Origin of the sequence: Haematobacter genomosp. 1, assembly GCF_002196855.1 — a bacterium.
Classification (GTDB): Bacteria; Pseudomonadota; Alphaproteobacteria; order Rhodobacterales; family Rhodobacteraceae; genus Haematobacter.
The window spans coordinates 1-19,052 of sequence record NZ_NIPW01000007.1 but is presented as its reverse complement, the minus strand read 5'-3'; the positions used below and the strand labels follow the sequence as shown (position 1 = coordinate 19,052).

Here is a 19,052-nt window from a genome sequence, read left to right as displayed (position 1 = left end):
GACGGGCGGGTTACTCGGCTGCGATGGCAGAGCGCCGCGTTGCGGCCTTGTCCGCATGGGCCATCAGCCCGTCGCGGAACCACGCGCCATCTTCCCACGCCTTCACGCGCGCGCCGAGGCGTTCCGCGTTGCACGGGCCGTTGCCCTGAATGACGGCGAAGAACTCCGACCAGTCCGGCTCGGAGAAATCGTAGCCGCCTTTTTCCTCGTTCCATTTCAGATCGGGATCGGGGACGGTCAGCCCCAGATATTCCGCCTGCGGAACGGTCTGATCGACGAATTTCTGCCGAAGCTCGTCATTCGTGTTCATCTTGATCTTCCACGCCATGGATTGCGCGGAATGCACGCTGTCCTTGTCGGAGGGTCCGAACATCATCAGAGAGGGATACCAGAACCGGTCAAGGGCATCCTGCGCCATCGCCTTCTGCTCCGGCGTGCCGTTCGCCATCTTCATCATGATGTCGTAGCCCTGCCGCTGGTGAAAAGATTCCTCCTTGCAGATGCGGATCATCGCGCGGCTGTAGGGGCCGTAGCTGGTGCGTTGCAGCGGCACCTGATTCATGATCGCCGCCCCATCGACAAGCCAGCCCACCGCACCCATGTCCGCCCATGTCAGCGTGGGATAGTTGAAGATGGAGGAATATTTCATGTTGCCGCTGTGGAGTTTCTCCAGCAGCTCGTCCCGGCTCACGCCAAGCGTCTCAGCGGCGGAGTAGAGATAGAGGCCGTGGCCAGCCTCGTCCTGCACCTTGGCGAGCAGGATGGCCTTGCGCTGAAGCGTGGGCGCGCGGGTGATCCAGTTGCCCTCTGGCAGCTGGCCGACGATCTCAGAATGCGCGTGTTGGCCGATCTGACGGATCAGGGTCTTGCGATACCCGTCCGGCATCCATTCCTTCGGTTCGATCTTTTCCCCGCGGTCGATGCGGTCCTGAAAGGCGAGCTCCTGCGGCGTCATCTCATCACGATGCTTGGAGCCTTCGGATTTCACGAGCTGTGCATACATGGCCTAACCTCCTCCAGAATGGCGCCGCAAACATTCGGCGACCGCAGACCGGCGAGATCGAATCCCCCTTCGCCAGTCCCCGGATCTTGATACGCCATAACACATCACATGAAAAGCCTTAAAATAGATAATCGTGTGATGTATTGCGAGTCGCCGGAACAAGCCACTGAAGGTGATGGATTTTTTACCTCAATCCTGAAAGACGCATGTCGCTTTCGGGAGTGTGGGCAGGCAGGGGGCCGTCAAGACCTTCAAAGCTCGCGGCGATATGCCGTTCGGCTGCGTCAGACAGCGCCAGATAGCTGCGCCTGAACAACGCCCTCGCCGTCGCTCCCCGCCAATCGGCAGGCAACGCCGCGGGCGGCAGGCGCGGATCGCGGAGCAGGACATTGCGGTAGAGATGGACGAGCAGCAGCCGCGCCACCAGCGATGCCTCATCCGACAGCGCGCCTTTCAGCAACGCATCCAGCAGCACCTCGAACCGGCGGTTGATATCATGATACTGCTCCTGCAAGGCGGAGAGGTCCCAGAAACCTGCCAGCTCCTCCGGGCGGTCCACCGGCGCCGCGCGCAGCAGCAGCGCACCGGGCGGCGGCGCCTGATCCCGGTCGGGCCGAATATAGACAGACCCGCCCATATGACCTAAGCGGAGCCGCTTCGCCTCCACCTCCGCAAGATCGGGGGCATGGAGAACCTGCCATCCGCGCGGAGGCTTCTCGGTCGAATAGAGCAGCCGGGCGGCATGGCCGAACTCCGTCTGGGCCGACGCATCCAGACGGTAATAGCTCCGTCGGCCGGCCCGCTCGCCCGCAAGCTGCCGGGCCGCCACCAGACGGGAGACCGCCGTCCGCACGAGAGATTCATTGATCCCGACGCGCGCGCAGATGTCGATCAGCGTGCCCGTCCAGAGCACTCCGCCACGCGGCACCACCACATCGCCGTAGATCGTGACGATGAACGGAGCAGACCGAAGCTCCACACCGTCCAGCAAGCGTGCTATCGCCTCGTCGCCCTTCATGTTCCTCACCATCCGTTCCCGGTCTCAACCCCTAGCGGAGAGAGCAAATTCTCCGCAAGAGCGGGTTCACGCCGCTTCGGGAGGAAGCACTGCCAGAGTCCCCGCCGGATACGCGCAAAAGCGCGGCGGAAGTATCGGGGTGAAGCGGGATTTCCACCCCGGACGATACAAAAATGTGCAACCTTGCATCGGAGGCGGGGCGACTCCGCTTCCGCGGCCTTTGGGGGCTTGCCAGCCAACAGGCCCTGACTGGAAGATCGGAACATGCGCCGAAACAATGGCCGGATGCGAAAGGCGGGGACGTGACGGAAAAGAGCATGATCGCCATCCGGCGCGTCAGCAAGGCATTCGGGCGGGGAGAGGCAAGCGTCCGGGCGCTGGATGATGTGTCGCTCGAGATCGCGCAGGGAGAGTTCTTCACGTTGCTTGGCCCATCCGGCTGCGGCAAAACCACTCTCCTGCGCATGATTGCGGGGTTCGAGATGCCGACGGAGGGAGAGATCTTTCTGGACGGCGCGGCGATCAGCCATCTGCCGCCGAACCGCAGGCCCGTGAATACCGTGTTCCAGAGCTACGCGCTTTTCCCCCATCTCACGGTTGCGGAAAACATCGCCTTCGGTCTGAAGATGCTCGGGCGATCGCGGGCGGAGCAGCGGCAGCGGACGGAGCGGATGCTGTCGCTTGTCAGGCTTGACTCGCTCGCCGGACGGCGGACCAGCCAGCTCTCGGGCGGCCAACAGCAGCGGGTGGCGCTGGCCCGCGCGCTCGCTCCCGAGCCGAAGGTGCTTCTGCTGGACGAGCCGCTTTCGGCGCTGGATCTGCAGTTGCGGAAGGAGATGCAGGTCGAGCTGAAACGCCTTCAGACGGAAACCGGGATCACCTTCGTCTTCGTCACCCATGACCAGGAGGAGGCGTTGACCATGTCCGACCGTATCGGGGTGATGAGCGCGGGGCGGCTTCAGCAGACAGGCACCCCGCGAGAGGTCTATACCCGCCCGGCAAACCGTTTCGTCGCCGCCTTCATCGGAGAAACCAACCTGCTCCGCGGCACGGCGACTGCTGAGGGCGTGCGGCTGCCGGGTGGCTTCGTGCTCCCCGTCGAAGAGCCCGCGCGGGGGGAGGTCACCCTCGCCATTCGCCCCGAACATATCCGGATCGTCGCCCCGGAGGAACAGGGCGCGATCCCAGCGGAGGTTCGCAGCGCGATCTATTTCGGGACGGACACGCATTACCACCTCGCTCTCGCAGACGGAACACCGCTCATCGCACGGGCCCAATCGGCGGTTGACGGTATGTCCGCCCTCCAACCGGGCCAGCAGGTCGGTCTCCGGGTCGCACCGGGCGCGGCCCATGTCCTGGGGGATTGACGAATGAGGGGTGAGACGGAGATGGAGCGGCGCTCCGCTCGGAACGGGTGGTTGCTCTCGCTGCCCGCCCTCGTGGTGCTGCTCTTTGCGGCGGTGGGGCCGTTGTTCATCCTGCTGGTCTATTCCTTCCTGACGCGGAACGATGCCGGCACGGTCACCTGGGCCTTTTCCACCGATGGCTGGGTGTCGGTCCTGTTCACTTATGACATTTTCGATGAGGCCTACCGCCTCGCCGATGCACATCTGGCGATCCTGTGGCGCTCGGTGTGGCTGTCGCTGATGACGACGCTCATTACCTTCGTGCTCGGTTTTCCAACGGCATGGTTCATCGCGACCCGGCCGCCGCAGGCTCGCGCGCTATGGCTGTTTTTCATCACCATACCCTTCTGGACGAACATCCTGATCCGCACCTTCGCGATCAACGAGATCATCCGCAACGAAGGGGTGCTGAACACCGTGCTGCTCCGGCTCGGCGTGATCGAGGCGCCATTGCAGATCATCTATACCGACCTCGCCGTGCTGATCGGGATGGCCTATGTCTATCTTCCGCTGATGGTCCTGCCCCTCTATGCCGCGATAGACCGGTTCGACATGCGGCTCCTGGAGGCCAGCTACGATCTCTATGCCAGCCGATGGCGCGCCTTGAGAAGCATCGTCCTGCCCATCGTCCGGCCGGGGATCATCGCTGGCTCCATTCTGGTCTTCGTGCCTTCGCTCGGCGCCTATGTCACGCCGCGGGTACTGGGGGGCGGACGCAACATGATGATCGGCAATTTTATCGAACTTCAGTTTCTTCAGGGGCGAAACTGGCCGCTGGGGGCGGCGCTGTCGATGACGCTGCTCCTCATCGTGGCGCTGGCGCTCATGGCCTATATCCGTGCGGCCGGGCAGGGGAGGGGTCCGCATGGCTGATGGTCATTTCGACGCCACACGGCTTCCCGGCTTTGCGACCGTGGCCGTGGCTGCCTTTGTCCTGCTTTACCTGCCGATCGTCACTCTGGTGATCTATTCCTTCAACGCCTCGCAATCCGTGGCGATGTGGGGCGGCTTCTCGCTTTCGTGGTACACCCATGCGTGGGAGAACGAGGCAGTTAAGGCGGCGGCGCTGCGGTCGCTCATCATCGCAAGCTTCGCCGCGGTCTTTTCCACCCTTCTCGCCACGATGGCCGCCCTCGGGACGACACGCCGCCGTGCCTTCCGGGGCGAGACGCTGATCTACATGACCATCAACCAACCCCTCATGGTCCCGGAGATCGTGACGGCGGTGGCGCTGATGATCTTCTTCGGTATCCTGAAACTCTGGACGGGCTATCAGGGGCTGGGTTGGCTGATCGCGGCCCATACAGCCTTCTGCATCCCCTTCGCCTACCTGCCGATCCGCGCGCGGCTCGAAGGGATGGACCTTTCGCTGGAGACGGCGGCGGCCGATCTCTATGCGACGCCGTGGCAGACATTCCGATGGGTTACATTGCCCAACCTCGCACCGGGCATACTTGCAGGCGCCATGCTGGCCTTCGTCATTTCGCTCGATGACGTCGTCATAACGGAGTTCGTGAAATCGGGCGGTCAGGATACACTGCCGACCTACATGCTCGGCCAGATGCGACGCGCCTTTACACCGGAGGTGAACGCCATTTCGACGCTGCTGCTCGCCCTGACCGTCGTGCTGCTGACGGCTTTCTTTCTGCTCACACCAAAGAAAAAATAATCGACATCGACGGGAGATCACCATGAAGACCTTGCTCGCCTCCGCGGCCCTGCTCTGCGCGTTGTCAACCACCGGTTACGCGGCGGGTCAGCTGCAGCTTTACAACTGGGGCAACTACACCAACCCTGAATTGCTGAAGAAATTCGAGGATGAAACCGGCATCAAGGTGACGGTCACCGACTATGATTCCAACGATGTGGCAATCGCCAAGGTGGGGGCCGGCGGTTCCGGTTTCGATCTGGTTGTGCCCTCCGCCAACTACGTCCGTTTCTGGGTGGATCGCGGGTTGATCCAGGAGCTCGATCATGCGCGGCTGGCGAATATCGGCAATATCGCCACCGAATGGCGGGAGGTCGTCTGGGATCCGGGGCGCAAGTTCACCATTCCGTGGCAATGGGGGTCTACCGGGGTCGCGGTGAATACCGGTGTCTATTCCGGGGACATCAACACTTCCGCCATCTTCCTCGACCCTCCGGCAGAACTGGTCGGCAAGGTGAACGTCGTGCCGGAAATGAGCGACGTTCTGGCGCTGGCCACGATGTATGCAGGCGGCGAACCCTGCTCGGAGGATCCGGCGGTCATGAAGAAGGTGCGCGACATCATTCTCGCCGCCAAGCCGAAGTGGATCTCCATGGACTATGGCGCGACGGAGCGCCTCTCGAACGGTGACTGGGCCGCCTCCGTGAACTGGAACGGCTCCACCATGCGGGCACGGATCAATACGCAGGGAAAGGTCCAGTATGGCTATCCCAAGGAAGGCTATCCGCTATTCATGGATTCCGTCGCGCTGCTGTCGGATGCGAAGAATGTCGATGAGGCCTACAAGTTCCTCGACTTCATCATGGTGCCGGAAAATGCGGCCCTGATCTCCGCCTTTGCGCGCTATGCCAACGGTATCGCCGGATCTGAGGCCTTCATGCCGGAAGACATGAAAACTGCGCCCGAAGTCGTGGTGCCCGAGGCCGCCCGCGCCGCTGGACGGTTCCTGCCGGGCTGCACCGGCAAGGCGCTGGACTATCAGACGGCGATCTGGACGGAGTTGCAGAAGTAACTGCCCGGACGCGCATATGACCGGCTTTACAGGCGCAGCGACGGCGCCCGTCGCTGCAGATCTCATTATAACCAACGCACGCGTCCTGACGATGGATACCGACCGGCCCCGCGCCGAGGCGGTCGCTATCGCGCGGGGTCGTATCCTCGCGGTCGGGCTCGGTGCTGATATCCTGCATCTGCAAGCCCCGGGAACGGAGGTCATCGACGCAGGGGGGCGGACGCTGCTGCCGGGCTTCGTCGAAAGTCACCTGCACCTCCTTCTTGGCGGGCTGGAGCTTGACCGGCTCCACCTCGGCGGGGTGCGGGGGCGGGAGGCCCTCAACGCCGCTTTTCGGCACTACGCCAGCAAACATCCCCATGCGCCTCTGCTCATGGCGCATGGGGTGACCTACGACATTCTTGATCACCCTGTCACCCGTCACGATCTGGATGAGGTGATCGCGGACCGGCCCGTGGCGATGATGGCGGCGGATCATCATACCGTCTGGGCGAACACCGCCGCTCTGGAGGCTGGGGGACTGCTTCACGGCGCCGAGACACCCCCGGGACATGTGGTCGTCATGGGGCCGGACGGTCTGGCCACTGGTGAGTTGCGGGAGTTCGAGGCCTTTGGCCCGGTGCTGGATCTGGATGGCACGGGACATCTGCAGCTGGGCATTGCCACGGGCGAGGAACCGGACCTCTGGCCGGATGCCGCCCGCCGGGCCGCCGACAAACAGATCATCGCGGCCGGTCTTGCCCACTGTGCGCGTCATGGGATCACCACGATGGTGAACATGGACGGCAACCGCTACACCCTTGCCCTGCTCCGGGAGATGGAGGAGGAGGGGCGGCTTACCGCGCGCGTCCTGGTGCCTTTCCACTTCAAACCGCACATGGATCTCTCTGCGCTGGATCGTGCCAGCGCCATGTCCGCCGATTTCAGCGGCGCGTGGCTCCGCTCCGGCTTTGTCAAGATGTTCATGGATGGCGTACTGGAAAGCCGGACCGCATTCCTGCTTCAGGATTACGCGAACCATCCCGGGGAGCGGGGCGAGGCGCTGTTCAGCGCCGAACGCTTTGCGGAAATCTGCAAGGAGATCGACCGCCGGGGCCTTCAGATCGCGGTGCATGCCATCGGTAACGCCGCCGTTCGACGCACAATCGACGGCTACGAAGCGGCGCGACGCGCGAACGGGGCGCGCGACAGCCGCCATCGTATCGAGCATATCGAATTGATCGATCCGGTCGATGTGCCACGCCTCGCCGCGAATGGGATAACCGCCAGCCTCCAGCCATCGCACCCGCCGGGGGCGATGGATTTTCCGCTGGCCACGATGGAAGCGGTGATGCCGGCCGCGCTGTGGCGCACTGCCTACCTCTGCCGGACCTTTACAGAGACAGGTACGCCCCTTGCCTTCGGCTCAGACTGGCCGGTCGCCGATGTCGATGTGCTCCGCAGTCTCAGCGCCCAGGGGTCCCGTGGTCCTTATCCCGGCGGGGTGGATGAGCGTGTGTCGCTCACGGAGGCGCTCCGCGCCTATACCGCGGGCGGCGCCTGGGCGGCCCATCTCGATCATTTGACGGGACGGCTCAAGCCCGGCTTCGCCGCTGATCTGGTTCTGCTGGATGCGGATATCGAAGCTCTCGCATCGGAGGAGTACCCCGGCGCAGGCGTCCGGCTTACGATCGCAGGCGGCAGGATCGTCTATCGGGCGTGATGTCCGCCTACGCTGGAAAGTGGCATCGCCCGTGAGCCGGTCACGGGCGATGAGCACTCACTGCGAGGCCTTTTCCACAAAGGCATTGGTATAGGTCTTGGACAGATCGACGTTCGCCGCGGCGATTTCCGGAGAGTTGAAGCTCATCACCTTGAGCACCGCCTCTGCCGCGCCGTCTTCCATCAGCCCATCGCGCGAGATCATCTCGAGGCTGCTTTTCAGCGATTCCACGTAGATGTCACGATCTCCGACAAGTTCCGCAGGCATCCTGTCCGCGATCTCCTCCGGCGGAGTTTCATGGATATATTTCAGCGTGTCCACGATGGCTGCGGCCAGCGCCTGCGTTGCCTCGGGGTGGGCGTCGATCCACTCCTGCCGGGTGTAGAGCGCGCCGCCCGCATAGTCCGCCCCAAAGAGCGCCCGCGCATCCGCCTCCTTGCGGGTATCCACCAGCATCTTCAGATCGGCGTGCCGGTTCTTGAGTTGCGAGATGGCAGGATCCAGCGTAACGACCGCGTCGATCCCGCCCTGCTCCAGCGCGACGACCGCCGTCGCCCCGACGCCGACGCCCACGACAGAGGCGGAACTCGGGTCCAGCCCCTCGCGCGAAAGCATGTATTTCAGGAAGAAATCCGTCGAAGACCCCGGCGCGGTGACCCCCACGGTCTTGCCCGCCAGGTCTGCAACGGTTGATATCTGTTTATCCGGCCCGACCACCATCGCGATGCCCGGCAGACGGTCCATCACCACGAAGGCCGCGAGCTGCTGCCGCTTCGCAGCGAGGCTGATGGTATGCTCATAATAGCCCGACACCACATCGGCGCTGCCGCCTACAACGGCCTTCAGCGCGGCGGAGCCGCCCTTGAAATCTATGAGTTCGACATCCAGCCCGTGCTTCTCATAGTTGCCAAGCTCCTTGGCCAATACGGTCGGCAGGTAGCAGATGCAGCTCGAACCGCCGATGGCGATCTTTACCGTATCGGCCGCAGCGGGCAGCCCAAGTGTTGCGGCGACCAGCGTCGCGAAGAGATACTTTCCAAAGCCCATTTCCGTTCCTCCCTCCAGAAATCAGTGGTTGTCGCGCCCCGGCTGCCAGATCAGCAGACGCCGCTCCGCCAGCGTCACCAGCCAGTCGATGACCAGCACAAAGGCCGAAAGCACGAACATGCCGGCAAAGACACCGGCGATATCGAACATGCCCTCCGCCTGCGCGATGAGATAGCCCAGACCCGCCGACGAACCCAGATATTCACCCACCACCGCGCCCACCACCGCAAAGCCGATGGACACATGGAGGGAGGAGAACACCCAGCTCAACGCGGAGGGCAGATAGACGTGGCGCAGAAGCTGCCGCTCCGTCATGCCGAGCATCCGCGCGTTCTGAAGCACGGTCCGGTTCACCTCCTTCACGCCCTGATAGACGTTGAAGAAGACGATGAAGAACACCAGCGTAAAGCCGAGGGCGACCTTCGACCAGATGCCAAGACCGAACCAGAGCGTGAAGATCGGCGCCAGAACCACGCGGGGCAGGGCGTTCGCCCCTTTGATATAGGGGTCGAAGACCGCGGCAAGCCGTGGCCGTCGGGCGAGCCAGAACCCGAGGATTAGCGCCGCCAATGTGCCCAGGATGAAGGCCAACGCCGCTTCCAGAAGGGTGATCCAAAGGTGATACCAGATCGTGCCGGTTGAGAACCACCGCACGACCTGGGCCAGAACATCGCCGGGCGTCGAGAAGAAGAACTGGATGCGCGCCGGGTCACCGAATAGGGTGGTATTGGTAAGGACCCACCAGAAACCGATCGCGACCAGGGCGACCAATGTCTGCAGGGCCAGAAGCACCGGTTTCGACATCAGGACACCCGTTCCTTGTTGCTGTAGGCTTGCAGCACCTGCTCCTTCAGGAGGTGCCAGATCTCGCGATGCAGCGACTGGAATTCCGGGGTCAGCTTGATCTCAGAAACGTCACGGGGCCGAGAGAGCGGGATGGCGAAGTCACCGATGATGCGTGCGGAAGGTCCTGCCGAAAGGATCACCACCCGATCGGAGAGGGAGATCGCCTCTTCCAGATCATGCGTGACGAACATCACCGCCTTGCGATCCTGCTGCCACAGCTCCAGCAGCAGATCCCCCATGATCAGCCGGGTCTGCGCGTCGAGCGGGCCGAAGGGTTCGTCCATGAGCAGGATTGCCGGATCGCGGATGAGCACCTGCGCCATCGCAACCCGCTTGCGTTGCCCTCCCGACAGCATATGCGGATAGCGGTCGCCGAACCCCTTGAGGCCCACCTTTTCCAACCAGTCATCGGCGCGGGTGAGTGCCTCCCTCCGCCGTGTGCCGCCAATTTCGAGCGCGATGGCCACATTGTCCCGCGCGGTCTTCCACGGCATCAGCGCGTCGGCCTGAAAGAGATAGCCTGCGCGCGCATTCAGCCCCTGAAGCGGCTGCCCTTCGATCCTCACCATACCGGCGCTCGGGCGGAGAAGACCGGCCGCCGCGTTGAGCAGCGTCGATTTGCCGGAGCCTGTCGGCCCGACGATGGCAACGAATTCCCCTTTGGAGACCTCCAGATCCGCACCGGCAACGGCGCGAAATTCCGATTTCCCTCCGACGCCGAAACTGATGTCCACGGCGTCAAGACTGACAGCGACCGCTTGCGGATCGCTGCGGCCCTCTCCCGACTGCGGCATTTCTGCGGCCTCCCCCTTGGCTGGGACCTTATAGTGGCAGCGAAATCCTCTGCAAGAGCGCCACCGGCGAGAGTGGGCTGCAAATGTTCGCGAAAGGCCATCACGATGTCACAACCTTTGCGCGAAACGGTCGCCAAAGCGTCGTCGTTTTGTCAATCTTGGCGGTCATGGTCCCGGCCACGCGACGAATTCGCGCGAAATCTTTCTGATGGAGAATCCCATGACCTCTCGGATCACGCTTGCCGCCACGGCCCTCTTGGCGACCGCGCTTTCCGCGCCGATTGCCGAGGCCGCGACCTATGGCACCCTTTCCGGCAAGGCGCCCATCGTGGTCGCGCATCGCGGGGCCAGCGGCTATCTCCCGGAGGAGACGCTTGGTGGCTATGAACTCGCGCTGAAGCTCGGTGCGGACTACATCGAGCCCGACGTCCAGATGACCGCTGACGGCGCGCTGGTCGCCATGCATGACGCGACATTGAACCGGACGACGAATGTGGAGTCGCTCTTTGCTCCCCGGAACGGCGGATACAAGGTGTCGGATTTCACGCTGGCTGAGATCAAGACGCTGACGGTTGAGCCGACCGGCGCGCTTGCCCGCCCGGATTCGACCTATCCCGGTTTCACGCCCGGCATGGCGGACCCCTACAAGGTGCCGACGCTGGGCGAGGTGCTGGACCTGCTGACCGCCCACAATCAGGCGAACGGCACCTCCGTCGGGGTCTATCCCGAGTCCAAGACCCCTTATAACTCGCCGCAGAACCAGGCGATCATCGCGACGCTGAAGGACAAGGGCTACACGGATGCGGAGGACAAGGTCATCCTCCAATCCTTCGTACGCGCCTCGGTGATCGAGATGGGCGAGGCGCTGGAAGAGCAGGGCATGCAGGCCATCCTCGCGCAGCTCGGGTCAGTGCGCATGGTGGATGGCGTCTATGGGGTTGCCGGAACGGACGGGTTCTTCACGCTGGCCGAGATCGCCGGGATCGCGGACGGCGTCGGCGTCAGCTACGGCGGGATCACCAAGGAATTCATCGACGCGGCGCATGATCTCGATCTGGTCGTGCACGCCTATACCTTCCGCCCGCTGAGCGAAGCCGAGGCCTTCACGATGATCCGCCCGATGCTGGACTGGGGTCTGGATGGCTTCTTCACCGATTACACGGATTTCGGCCGCGCCGTCGTGGACAGCCTTGCGCCGGTTCCGGTTCCCGCGGCGCTGCCGCTGCTCGCAGCTGGTCTGGGCGGGCTTGTCATCCTGCGGCGCCGCAAGACGGCCTGAACACGGTACGAACCATGCGGGCGCCGGTGTGGCGCCCGCAACCCGCATCAAGCGGTTTTGGCCGGGACGAACAGCGTCTTGAACTGATCCCGGAGCAGGTTCTTCTGCACCTTCCCCATGGTATTCCTTGGCAGTTCGTTCAGGACTGCAACGTGTTTGGGCTGCTTGAAGCGGGCAAGGCTCTGGCCCATTGCCGCCCCGATTGCCGCGACATCCGGCGCTTCGCCTGCCAAGGGCACAAGCACCGCAACGACGGCCTCGCCGAAGTCGGGATGCGGTACACCTATGACCGCGCTTTCCAGCACCCCCGGCTGTTCGTCCAGGATCAGCTCGATTTCCTTAGGATAGACGTTGTATCCGCCGGTGATGATAAGGTCCTTCTGCCGCCCGACGATGGTGACATAGCCCTCTGCATCAATCACGCCGATGTCGCCGGTGACGAAGAACCCGTCGTCGCGCAGCTCCTCCCGCGTCTTTTCAGGCATCTCCCAATAGCCCTTGAAGACGTTCGGTCCCCTCACTTCGATCATCCCCGGTTCACCCGCGGGGAGGGTGGCTCCGGTTTCCGGGTCGGTGATCTTCACCTCCACACCGGGCAGGGCAGGCCCCACCGTGCCGGCCCGGCGCTCGCCCTCGTAGGGATTGGACGTGGTCATGTTGGTTTCGGTCATGCCGTAGCGCTCAAGGATACGGTGGCCCGTCCGATCCTCGAACGCGCGATGCGTTTCGGCGAGCAGGGGGGCCGAGCCGGAGGTGAACAGCCTCATATGGCCGACAAGCGCCCTCGTGAAGCGTGGATCGTCCAGGAGCCGGGTGTAGAATGTCGGTACGCCCATCATCGCCGTCGCCTCCGGCAGATGTGCGATGACCTGATCGAGTTTGAACCCCGGCAGGAAGATCATTTTGCCTCCCGCGAGAAGCGACACATTGGAGGCCACGAAGAGCCCGTGCGTATGGAAGATCGGCAGGGCGTGCAGCAGCACATCTTCGGAAGTGAAGCGCCATGCCTGCACCAGCACCTCGGCATTGGACAGAAGATTGCGCTGCGTGAGCATCGCGCCCTTGGACCGGCCGGTCGTTCCCGAAGTATAGAGGATCGCGGCCAGATCATCCTCCGCCCGTTCCACCGGAGTGAACTCCGCACCTGCATCCGCCGCGCGTTCAGTGAAGCTGCCCTTCCCGGCGGCATCGAGCGTCTCGAATTTCGCCCCGTGGCGGGAAGCGACCTCGTGGAGCGCCTCCGCCTTGTCCGGCGAACCGACAAGCAGGGCCGCACGCGCGTTGCCTACGAAATAGTCCACTTCATCCGCAGTATAGGCGGTGTTGAGCGGAAGGAACACGACACCCGCCGTTATGGCGCCGAGGTAAAGCGCCAGCGCCTCGGGGGTTTTTTCCACCTGCACGGCCACCCGGTCACCGGGCACAAGACCCAGATCGGCAAGCGCCTTTGCGGCCGAGAGCGCCATGCGATGGAGTTCGACCCCGGTGACCCGCCGACCGGAGCCGTCGGTCAGCACCCAGTCCTGCCGGTCCGCCAGCGGTGCCACAAGCGCGTTGTAAAGCGGATTGCTCATTTGCGTCTTCCTGTCCTTGCACCCTGAGCGAGCAGGGCTTCGATCTGTTTCGATGTGGCGACGGTTCCGTTCACCACGAAGGCTTCGTTGTTTGGCTCGACCCTGGCAAGGTCATAAAGATAGTTCACCATGGCTCCACAGGACTGGCCAAGACCGTTCGGAGACACGTCCGCCAGCGCATGTACATCATGGACCAGCGCACCATTGCCAAGATGGAAGCGCGCCACCGGATCGGCGGGCTGCCCGTCACCGCGCTTGGCGTGGATGAGGTAATCAGCGGCATGTTGACGGAGCGCGGTGGCGAGGGGGGCGAGCCGTTCCACATCGCGGGCGCCCGCAGCCTCCAGCAGTTCCGCCGCCCCCGCATCGTTCTGGTCGCGCAGCCAGCGGGACAGACCGGGGATGGGCGAGAGCGTGACGAAGCGGCTGACCTGCGGCAGATCGCGCCGCAGCTCCTCCACGACCTGCTTGATGAGGGAATTGCCAAAGGATATGCCGCGCAACCCCTCCTGACAGTTGGAAATGGAGTAGAACACCGCGGTGTCGAAGGCACTCTCCTTCAACACCGGCCGCTCTTCCGCGAGCAGCGATTGCACCGAGCCGGGAACCCCCTCGCAGAGCGCGACTTCAACGAAGATCAGCGGCTCCTCCGGCATGGCCGGGTGAAAGAAAGCGAAGCAGCGTCGATCCGCGGGCAGGAGGCGGCGGCGCAGTTCCTCCCAGTCGTTGATCGCGTGCACGGCCTCGTCTTCGATGATCTTCTCCAGAATGCTCGCCGGTGTGCCCCAGCCGATCGGACGGAGCACGAGGAAGCCGCGGTTGAACCAGCTTGCGAACAGATGCTGAAAGTCGAGGTCTATCACCCCCAGCTCCGGCGCCTGCGGCAGCAGACGCAGCAGGTCCAGACGCATCCGCACGAGTTCTTCGGTCGCGCCCGGCGCCTGATTGAGCCGGCGGAGCAATTCTTGCCGCCGCGGCTCCGCTTCCCGAGCCAGCCGGGCCATGGCCTTTGCATCCCGCGTGTCACGGTAGCGTGTCGCGGCCTCGATCACCTTGTCCGGCTGGATATCCAGTTGCGCGGCCATGAAATCGAAGAAGGCGCGGCGCTCCTCTGCCATCATCGCGCGATAATGGGCCAGAATGTCCCGCGCGATCCGTACCCCCGACACTTCCCCCTGCGAGGAGAGGAGGGCGAGGCACAACCGCCCGACGGCTTCGGGGCTGGGAGCGGGCGCGACGGGGGCGCGGCGGTCGAACAGCGTTCCCATCATGTCGGCGAAGAAGGCGATCCGACTCATTCACATTCCCTTTCAAACCGGCCCCATGACCAGATCGGGCAGCCATGTCGCAATTCCGGGCAGGAAGCACAGGATGACGATGGCAAGAACCATGCAGCCCACATAGGGCGCAGAACCCTTCAGAATGGTCTTCAAGGATATGTCGGGCGCGATGGAGTTGATGACGAAAAGGTTCAGCCCCACGGGTGGCGTTATCAACCCGATCTCCAGATTGATGGTCAGGATCACGGCGAACCAGTAGGGGTCGAACTGGGCGGCCTGCAGGATGGGCATGAGGATGGGCGCGGTCATCAGGATCACGGCCACCGGCGGCAGGAAGAACCCGGCAACCAGCAGCAGGATGTTGACCATGAGCATCAGCACCCAGCGGTTGACCTCCAGCCCCGCGATCCATTGTGCGATGGACTGGGTGATGAAGAGGGAGGACATCATGTAGGCGAACACACCCGCCGCCGCCATCACGAAGAGGATCATCACGCTTTCCCTCGTGCTGTCGCGCAGCACTTTCCAGATCGCCGGGAAGCTCCACATCCTGTAGATGACGATGGCCATGATGAGACAGAGCACCGCCCCCACGGCCGCTGTCTCTGACGTCGTGGCAACGCCGCCGTAAAGCGCATAGAGCACCCCGATCACGACCAGCAGGAAGGGCAGGACCCGCGGCAGGATCTCCAGCCGCTCCCGCAGCGAATAGTGACGGGGTGAGAGGACGGTCGTGTTGCCCGACCGCCATGTGGCCCAGATCGACCAGAGCATGAACATCAGCGCCAGCATGATCCCCGGCATCACACCGGCAAGGAACAGCCGCCCGATGGAGGTCTCTGTCGCGATGCCATAAACGATCATCGTGACGGAGGGCGGGATCAGAATGCCCAGCGTGCCGCCCGCGGCGATGGAGCCGGCGGCGACGGTATCCGGGTAGCCGCGCTTCTTCATCTCCGGGATGCCCATCTTGCCGATCGCGGCGCAGGTGGCGGGGCTGGAGCCGGAGAGGGCCGCGAAAAGGGCGCAGGCGCCGAGGTTCGATACCACCAGCCCTCCCGGCACGCGTGTGAGCCAGCGTTCCAGCGCCTCGAACAAATCCGCCCCGGCGCGGGTGGAGGCCACCGCCGCACCCATGATGATGAACATCGGAATGGAGAGGATGGCGAAGCTGTTCAGGTCCGCAAAGAAGATCTCCGGGATCATCTCCAGCGACCGGGTGCCGTCGAATATAAGCAGGAAGAATGCCGAGACGATCAGCAGCCCCACCGCCACGGATACGCCTGAGAAAAGCACGACCACCGTTACGACGGCGACCAGCAGGCCGAGCGAGAGCGGATCCATCATCCCTCCTCCCTGATGCCGAACGGAGCTTCGCTGCGGGTTATCAACCCGATGAGGTCCGCCAGCAGTTGCAGAAGAAACGCGCCAAAACCGATGGGCAAGGCGAGATACGGGATCCACAAAGGCGGCGCCCAGACAGAGGGGCTTTTCCAGTTGCGCCGCCAAGCCTGATGGAACACGTCCCAAGAATACCACGCCACCACCGCGACCACCGCTATCGTCGCCAGCAAAACCACATAGGCAAGCACCCGGCGCGCGGCGGGCCCCAGCCAAAGCGGCACCAGATCGACGTTCACATGCCCCCGGAGCATCTGGACATAGGGCAGGCCAAGGCAGGTCGCGGCGATCATCATGTAGATGACCGCTTCCGTCTGCCAGATCGTGGATTGTCCGAGCACGGCCCGGACGAAGATCATGTGGCACGTCACGAACAGCGCGATCACCGTCAGCGCGGCCGCGATCCAGCCGCAGAGCGTCGAGAGGGCGCGGACGGTACGGATGAAAGGGTTCGCCCGTACCGGCATCACCGCCGGGGCGGTTGTGACCGACATGAAGTGTCCCCGCTCACTCGACCGACAGCGCCATGTCGAGCAGCTTCTGCCCGTCCGGCACGTCTTTTGCGAAGATCGCGTAGGAGGATTGTTCGGCCAGTTGCTTCCAGGCCGCGAAATCCTCCGGGGTCATCTCGGCAATCTCGACACCAGCGGCGCGGAAGACTTCGGTGGAGGTCGCATCCTCTTTCTTGGCCTCCTCAAGATAGTAGGCTTCAGCCTTGGCCGAGGCGTCCCGCAGCGCCTTCTGCTGGTCCTCCGTCAGTTCCTCGAAGGTCGTCTTGTTGATCAGCAGCGGCTGATACATGAACCACAGCGCAACATCGCCCGCGGGCGTGTAGCACTTCGCCAGTTCCTGAAGCCGGAAGGAGACGAAGGAGGAAGAGGAGGTGTTCAGCGCCTGAAGAACATGCTGCTGCATGGCGTTGTAGGTTTCCGACGAGGGCATGGACGAAATGGAGGCGCCTGCGGCCTGCAGCATCTCCTCAAACCCCTTGCCGGCGGCGCGCACCGTCTTTCCTTTCACGTCCTCCGGCTTGCGAATGCAGTTGTCCACGCTCGCGAACCCGCCCGCCAGATAGCCATGCACGAGTGTGACGATATCGTCCTCGTTCAGGATCTTCTCGATTTCGCCCATGAAAGGCGAGGCGTTCATCCGCGCGGCGTGGTCGTGGCTCTTGATGAGGCCGGGCATGAGCGTGAGGTTGTATTCGGGGCGCTGGCCCCCGGCGTAGGACAGGGGGAACACCGTCATGTCCAGCTGGCCCCGGCTCAACGGCAGATATTGCTCGGTGGCCTTGAAAAGAGAGCCGGACGGGAAAATCCTGATGGTGAGATCGACATCCGCGGCGGCGACCTCATCGGCGACCATCTGCGCAATCTTGTGCCGCAGATCACCGGGCGCGAACTGATGTGAAAGCCGCAATTCCGTTGCACCCGCTGCAGTCGAGATGAACGGGATCGCAGCAAGCGCTGCAACCTTGAAAAACTGCATGTGACCTCCTCCCAAAGGTGACGCGCTGCCACGCGACGCTGCAAGGTTGGCGTTGTGTGCATGCTACGTCAAGCTTATTGTATACACGAGCGCCAGCAGAGGATGCAAAATGGAGCCATTCCCGCCTGATCGGCGTACCGACAAGGTTCGCAGGACTCTTGAGGAAATGATCGTCGAGGGTTTTTTCGCTGATGGCGAAAGGCTGGACGAAGTGAGGCTGGCGGAGCAACTCGAGGTGTCAAGAACGCCTCTTCGCGAGGCATTTCAATCTCTTGCAGCGTCTGGCCTGCTCGAACTTCGTCCGCGGCGCGGCACATTCGTGCGCTTTCCGGCGCTGGACGAGGTTGTCGAGATGTTCGATGTCATGGCCGAAATAGAGGCGCTTTGCGGCCGCTACGCCGCGCGCCGTATGACGGACACCGAACTGAAGGATGTTCAGGCAGCGCTTGTGGAATGCGAGAACGCAGTCCACCGGAACGATCTTGACGACTATTATCGCGCGAACCAGACGTTCCACCAATTGATCTATCATGCCAGCGGCAACCGGTTCCTGGCGGCCGAGGCTGAGCGGTTGCACCGCAGGCTCAAACCTTTCCGCCGCCTGCAACTTCGGGTCCGGGGGCGGCTGGCCGAATCCCTTCGGGAACACAGGCTGATCGTATCGGCACTGGCTGATGGCGACGAAGCAAGGGTGACACGGGTCATGCGTGATCACATCGCGGTTCAGGGCGCGCGCTTTAACGACCTTGCTGCCGGCTATCGAACCGCAATCCGAGGCCGCCAGAATCCTTCACAGCGCCATTTGCCTGCCGGAACAGGCCCCGAGGGATGACCGAACACCAGGATCGAGCCGCCACTGAAGGTCGGAGACAAGGTGCGGAGTGCTATACTCCTTTGCGCTCGAGGCTGGTTACTAGCGCGGGCGCAGCAGACTGTTGAAAAAGCTTTGGAGTATCCTGTCTATGCTTTCGAAATTGGAAAATTGAACCTCGGAATAATCCGAAGTGGGTAGATTTCCGATCGAATTTTGAACGATTTCCACTCCCCACAGGCATGAAAGCGCTTTTTAGCAGCCTGTAGCCGGAACCACGCAACCGATACGGCGGTCCGCCGCCATCGCCATGGCGACGTCGAAGTAATGGGCCTGCATCCTCATAGTCGTCGAAAGCGGCCTGACGATGCCAGGCTGAATGTCCTAGCGTAATATATCTATATTAGTGAATATTTCGCGCACAATTGTGACCCTGCAAATACGGAATGGCGGGGCGGGCAGGTTAGCTCGAAAATCGAGGCCGGGGTAACGACCGGGGTCTTGGGTTTGGCCGGTGCTGCGCCGTCCGCTGCGATGCGATACTGATCCCGTGCATCGCACCGCTGTGTATAAGGGCGGGCAAAGGTGACTGGTACCGGTTCTGATCAGGTAGCATGACAGGAGCTCCACGCCTGGGCATGCATTTGCCGTATCCATAAATACCATAGCGATAATTATGTCAT

Annotated in this window: 17 protein-coding genes; 7 read left to right on the top strand and 10 right to left on the bottom strand. The window is 62.9% G+C overall.

The features are described 5' to 3' along the window. Positions 1-10: 10 nt before the first annotated feature. Both paaA and CDV49_RS04550 read right to left on the bottom strand, forming a co-directional pair. Positions 11-1,003: a 1,2-phenylacetyl-CoA epoxidase subunit PaaA gene (gene paaA, locus CDV49_RS04555; RefSeq protein WP_088214390.1), complete on the bottom strand. Its 993-nt coding sequence runs from the start codon at positions 1,001-1,003 to the stop codon at positions 11-13. Positions 1,004-1,187: 184 nt separating this feature from the next. Beyond that, the gene (locus CDV49_RS04550; RefSeq protein WP_088214527.1) at positions 1,188-2,021 is read right to left on the bottom strand and encodes a PaaX family transcriptional regulator C-terminal domain-containing protein; all 834 of its coding nucleotides are present in this window, start codon (positions 2,019-2,021) and stop codon (positions 1,188-1,190) included. Positions 2,022-2,323: 302 nt separating this feature from the next. On the opposite strand from CDV49_RS04550, the gene CDV49_RS04545 reads away from it, so the two are divergent. The 5 genes from CDV49_RS04545 to CDV49_RS04525 are packed head-to-tail and all read left to right on the top strand — an operon-like array spanning position 2,324 to position 7,849. Continuing rightward, positions 2,324-3,388, top strand: a complete 1,065-nt coding sequence (locus CDV49_RS04545; RefSeq protein ID WP_373447785.1) for an ABC transporter ATP-binding protein — start codon at positions 2,324-2,326, stop codon at positions 3,386-3,388. 3 nt (positions 3,389-3,391) lie between these two features. After that, entirely contained in the window at positions 3,392-4,300 is a 909-nt protein-coding gene (locus tag CDV49_RS04540) for an ABC transporter permease (RefSeq protein WP_256947234.1), read from the top strand. Continuing rightward, on the top strand, positions 4,293-5,096 hold the full coding sequence (locus CDV49_RS04535) for an ABC transporter permease (RefSeq protein ID WP_088214387.1): 804 nt from the start codon (positions 4,293-4,295) through the stop codon (positions 5,094-5,096). The genes CDV49_RS04540 and CDV49_RS04535 overlap by 8 nt, the downstream gene beginning before the upstream one ends. A 22-nt stretch (positions 5,097-5,118) precedes the next feature. Beyond that, a complete protein-coding gene (locus tag CDV49_RS04530) occupies positions 5,119-6,147 on the top strand; it encodes an extracellular solute-binding protein (RefSeq protein ID WP_088214386.1) in 1,029 nt (342 codons plus the stop codon). Positions 6,148-6,163: 16 nt separating this feature from the next. Next, positions 6,164-7,849: an amidohydrolase gene (locus CDV49_RS04525; protein WP_088214385.1), complete on the top strand. Its 1,686-nt coding sequence runs from the start codon at positions 6,164-6,166 to the stop codon at positions 7,847-7,849. A 57-nt stretch (positions 7,850-7,906) separates the two neighbouring features. Here CDV49_RS04525 and CDV49_RS04520 read toward each other — a convergent pair whose 3' ends face one another. Genes CDV49_RS04520 through CDV49_RS04510 form a run of 3 tightly spaced genes read right to left on the bottom strand, consistent with a single transcriptional unit; the run spans position 7,907 to position 10,536 of the window. Then, entirely contained in the window at positions 7,907-8,896 is a 990-nt protein-coding gene (locus tag CDV49_RS04520) for an ABC transporter substrate-binding protein (RefSeq protein WP_088214384.1), read from the bottom strand. A 21-nt stretch (positions 8,897-8,917) separates the two neighbouring features. Then, positions 8,918-9,700 (bottom strand): ABC transporter permease, encoded by a 783-nt coding sequence (locus CDV49_RS04515; RefSeq protein ID WP_088214383.1) that lies wholly within the window; start codon positions 9,698-9,700, stop codon positions 8,918-8,920. After that, positions 9,700-10,536, bottom strand: coding sequence for an ABC transporter ATP-binding protein (locus CDV49_RS04510; protein WP_088214382.1), 837 nt, complete (start codon positions 10,534-10,536; stop codon positions 9,700-9,702). The genes CDV49_RS04515 and CDV49_RS04510 overlap by 1 nt, the downstream gene beginning before the upstream one ends. Before the next feature lie 220 nt (positions 10,537-10,756). Between CDV49_RS04510 and CDV49_RS20785 the strand changes: the two genes are divergently transcribed. After that, positions 10,757-11,815: a glycerophosphodiester phosphodiesterase family protein gene (locus CDV49_RS20785; RefSeq protein WP_179209119.1), complete on the top strand. Its 1,059-nt coding sequence runs from the start codon at positions 10,757-10,759 to the stop codon at positions 11,813-11,815. Positions 11,816-11,862: 47 nt separating this feature from the next. Here CDV49_RS20785 and CDV49_RS04500 read toward each other — a convergent pair whose 3' ends face one another. The 5 genes from CDV49_RS04500 to dctP are packed head-to-tail and all read right to left on the bottom strand — an operon-like array spanning position 11,863 to position 17,558. Then, positions 11,863-13,389 (bottom strand): malonate--CoA ligase, encoded by a 1,527-nt coding sequence (locus tag CDV49_RS04500; RefSeq protein WP_088214381.1) that lies wholly within the window; start codon positions 13,387-13,389, stop codon positions 11,863-11,865. Beyond that, positions 13,386-14,678, bottom strand: coding sequence for a malonyl-CoA decarboxylase domain-containing protein (locus CDV49_RS04495; protein ID WP_088214525.1), 1,293 nt, complete (start codon positions 14,676-14,678; stop codon positions 13,386-13,388). Before CDV49_RS04495 ends, CDV49_RS04500 begins: the two co-directional genes overlap by 4 nt. Before the next feature lie 21 nt (positions 14,679-14,699). Then, a complete protein-coding gene (locus CDV49_RS04490; RefSeq protein ID WP_088214524.1) occupies positions 14,700-16,013 on the bottom strand; it encodes a TRAP transporter large permease in 1,314 nt (437 codons plus the stop codon). After that, positions 16,013-16,564 (bottom strand): TRAP transporter small permease subunit, encoded by a 552-nt coding sequence (locus tag CDV49_RS04485; RefSeq protein WP_088214380.1) that lies wholly within the window; start codon positions 16,562-16,564, stop codon positions 16,013-16,015. The genes CDV49_RS04490 and CDV49_RS04485 overlap by 1 nt, the downstream gene beginning before the upstream one ends. 13 nt (positions 16,565-16,577) lie before the next feature. After that, entirely contained in the window at positions 16,578-17,558 is a 981-nt protein-coding gene (dctP, locus tag CDV49_RS04480; RefSeq protein WP_088214379.1) for a TRAP transporter substrate-binding protein DctP, read from the bottom strand. Positions 17,559-17,667: 109 nt separating this feature from the next. On the opposite strand from dctP, the gene CDV49_RS04475 reads away from it, so the two are divergent. Beyond that, positions 17,668-18,390 (top strand): GntR family transcriptional regulator, encoded by a 723-nt coding sequence (locus CDV49_RS04475; RefSeq protein ID WP_088214378.1) that lies wholly within the window; start codon positions 17,668-17,670, stop codon positions 18,388-18,390. Positions 18,391-19,052: the final 662 nt, after the last annotated feature.

Bases quoted from the DNA above. Each gene is read 5' to 3' on its own strand.
- CDV49_RS04500 (WP_088214381.1), bottom strand. From the start codon at position 13,389: ATGAGCAATCCGCTTTACAACGCGCTTGTGGCACCGCTGGCGGACCGG.
- CDV49_RS04540 (WP_256947234.1), top strand. From the start codon at position 3,392: ATGAGGGGTGAGACGGAGATGGAGCGGCGCTCCGCTCGGAACGGGTGG.
- CDV49_RS04475 (WP_088214378.1), top strand. From the start codon at position 17,668: ATGGAGCCATTCCCGCCTGATCGGCGTACCGACAAGGTTCGCAGGACT.
- CDV49_RS04525 (WP_088214385.1), top strand. From the start codon at position 6,164: ATGACCGGCTTTACAGGCGCAGCGACGGCGCCCGTCGCTGCAGATCTC.
- CDV49_RS04530 (WP_088214386.1), top strand. From the start codon at position 5,119: ATGAAGACCTTGCTCGCCTCCGCGGCCCTGCTCTGCGCGTTGTCAACC.
- dctP (WP_088214379.1), bottom strand. From the start codon at position 17,558: ATGCAGTTTTTCAAGGTTGCAGCGCTTGCTGCGATCCCGTTCATCTCG.
- CDV49_RS04520 (WP_088214384.1), bottom strand. From the start codon at position 8,896: ATGGGCTTTGGAAAGTATCTCTTCGCGACGCTGGTCGCCGCAACACTT.
- CDV49_RS04485 (WP_088214380.1), bottom strand. From the start codon at position 16,564: ATGTCGGTCACAACCGCCCCGGCGGTGATGCCGGTACGGGCGAACCCT.
- CDV49_RS04550 (WP_088214527.1), bottom strand. From the start codon at position 2,021: ATGAAGGGCGACGAGGCGATAGCACGCTTGCTGGACGGTGTGGAGCTT.
- CDV49_RS04535 (WP_088214387.1), top strand. From the start codon at position 4,293: ATGGCTGATGGTCATTTCGACGCCACACGGCTTCCCGGCTTTGCGACC.
- CDV49_RS04490 (WP_088214524.1), bottom strand. From the start codon at position 16,013: ATGGATCCGCTCTCGCTCGGCCTGCTGGTCGCCGTCGTAACGGTGGTC.
- CDV49_RS04510 (WP_088214382.1), bottom strand. From the start codon at position 10,536: ATGCCGCAGTCGGGAGAGGGCCGCAGCGATCCGCAAGCGGTCGCTGTC.
- CDV49_RS20785 (WP_179209119.1), top strand. From the start codon at position 10,757: ATGACCTCTCGGATCACGCTTGCCGCCACGGCCCTCTTGGCGACCGCG.
- paaA (WP_088214390.1), bottom strand. From the start codon at position 1,003: ATGTATGCACAGCTCGTGAAATCCGAAGGCTCCAAGCATCGTGATGAG.
- CDV49_RS04515 (WP_088214383.1), bottom strand. From the start codon at position 9,700: ATGTCGAAACCGGTGCTTCTGGCCCTGCAGACATTGGTCGCCCTGGTC.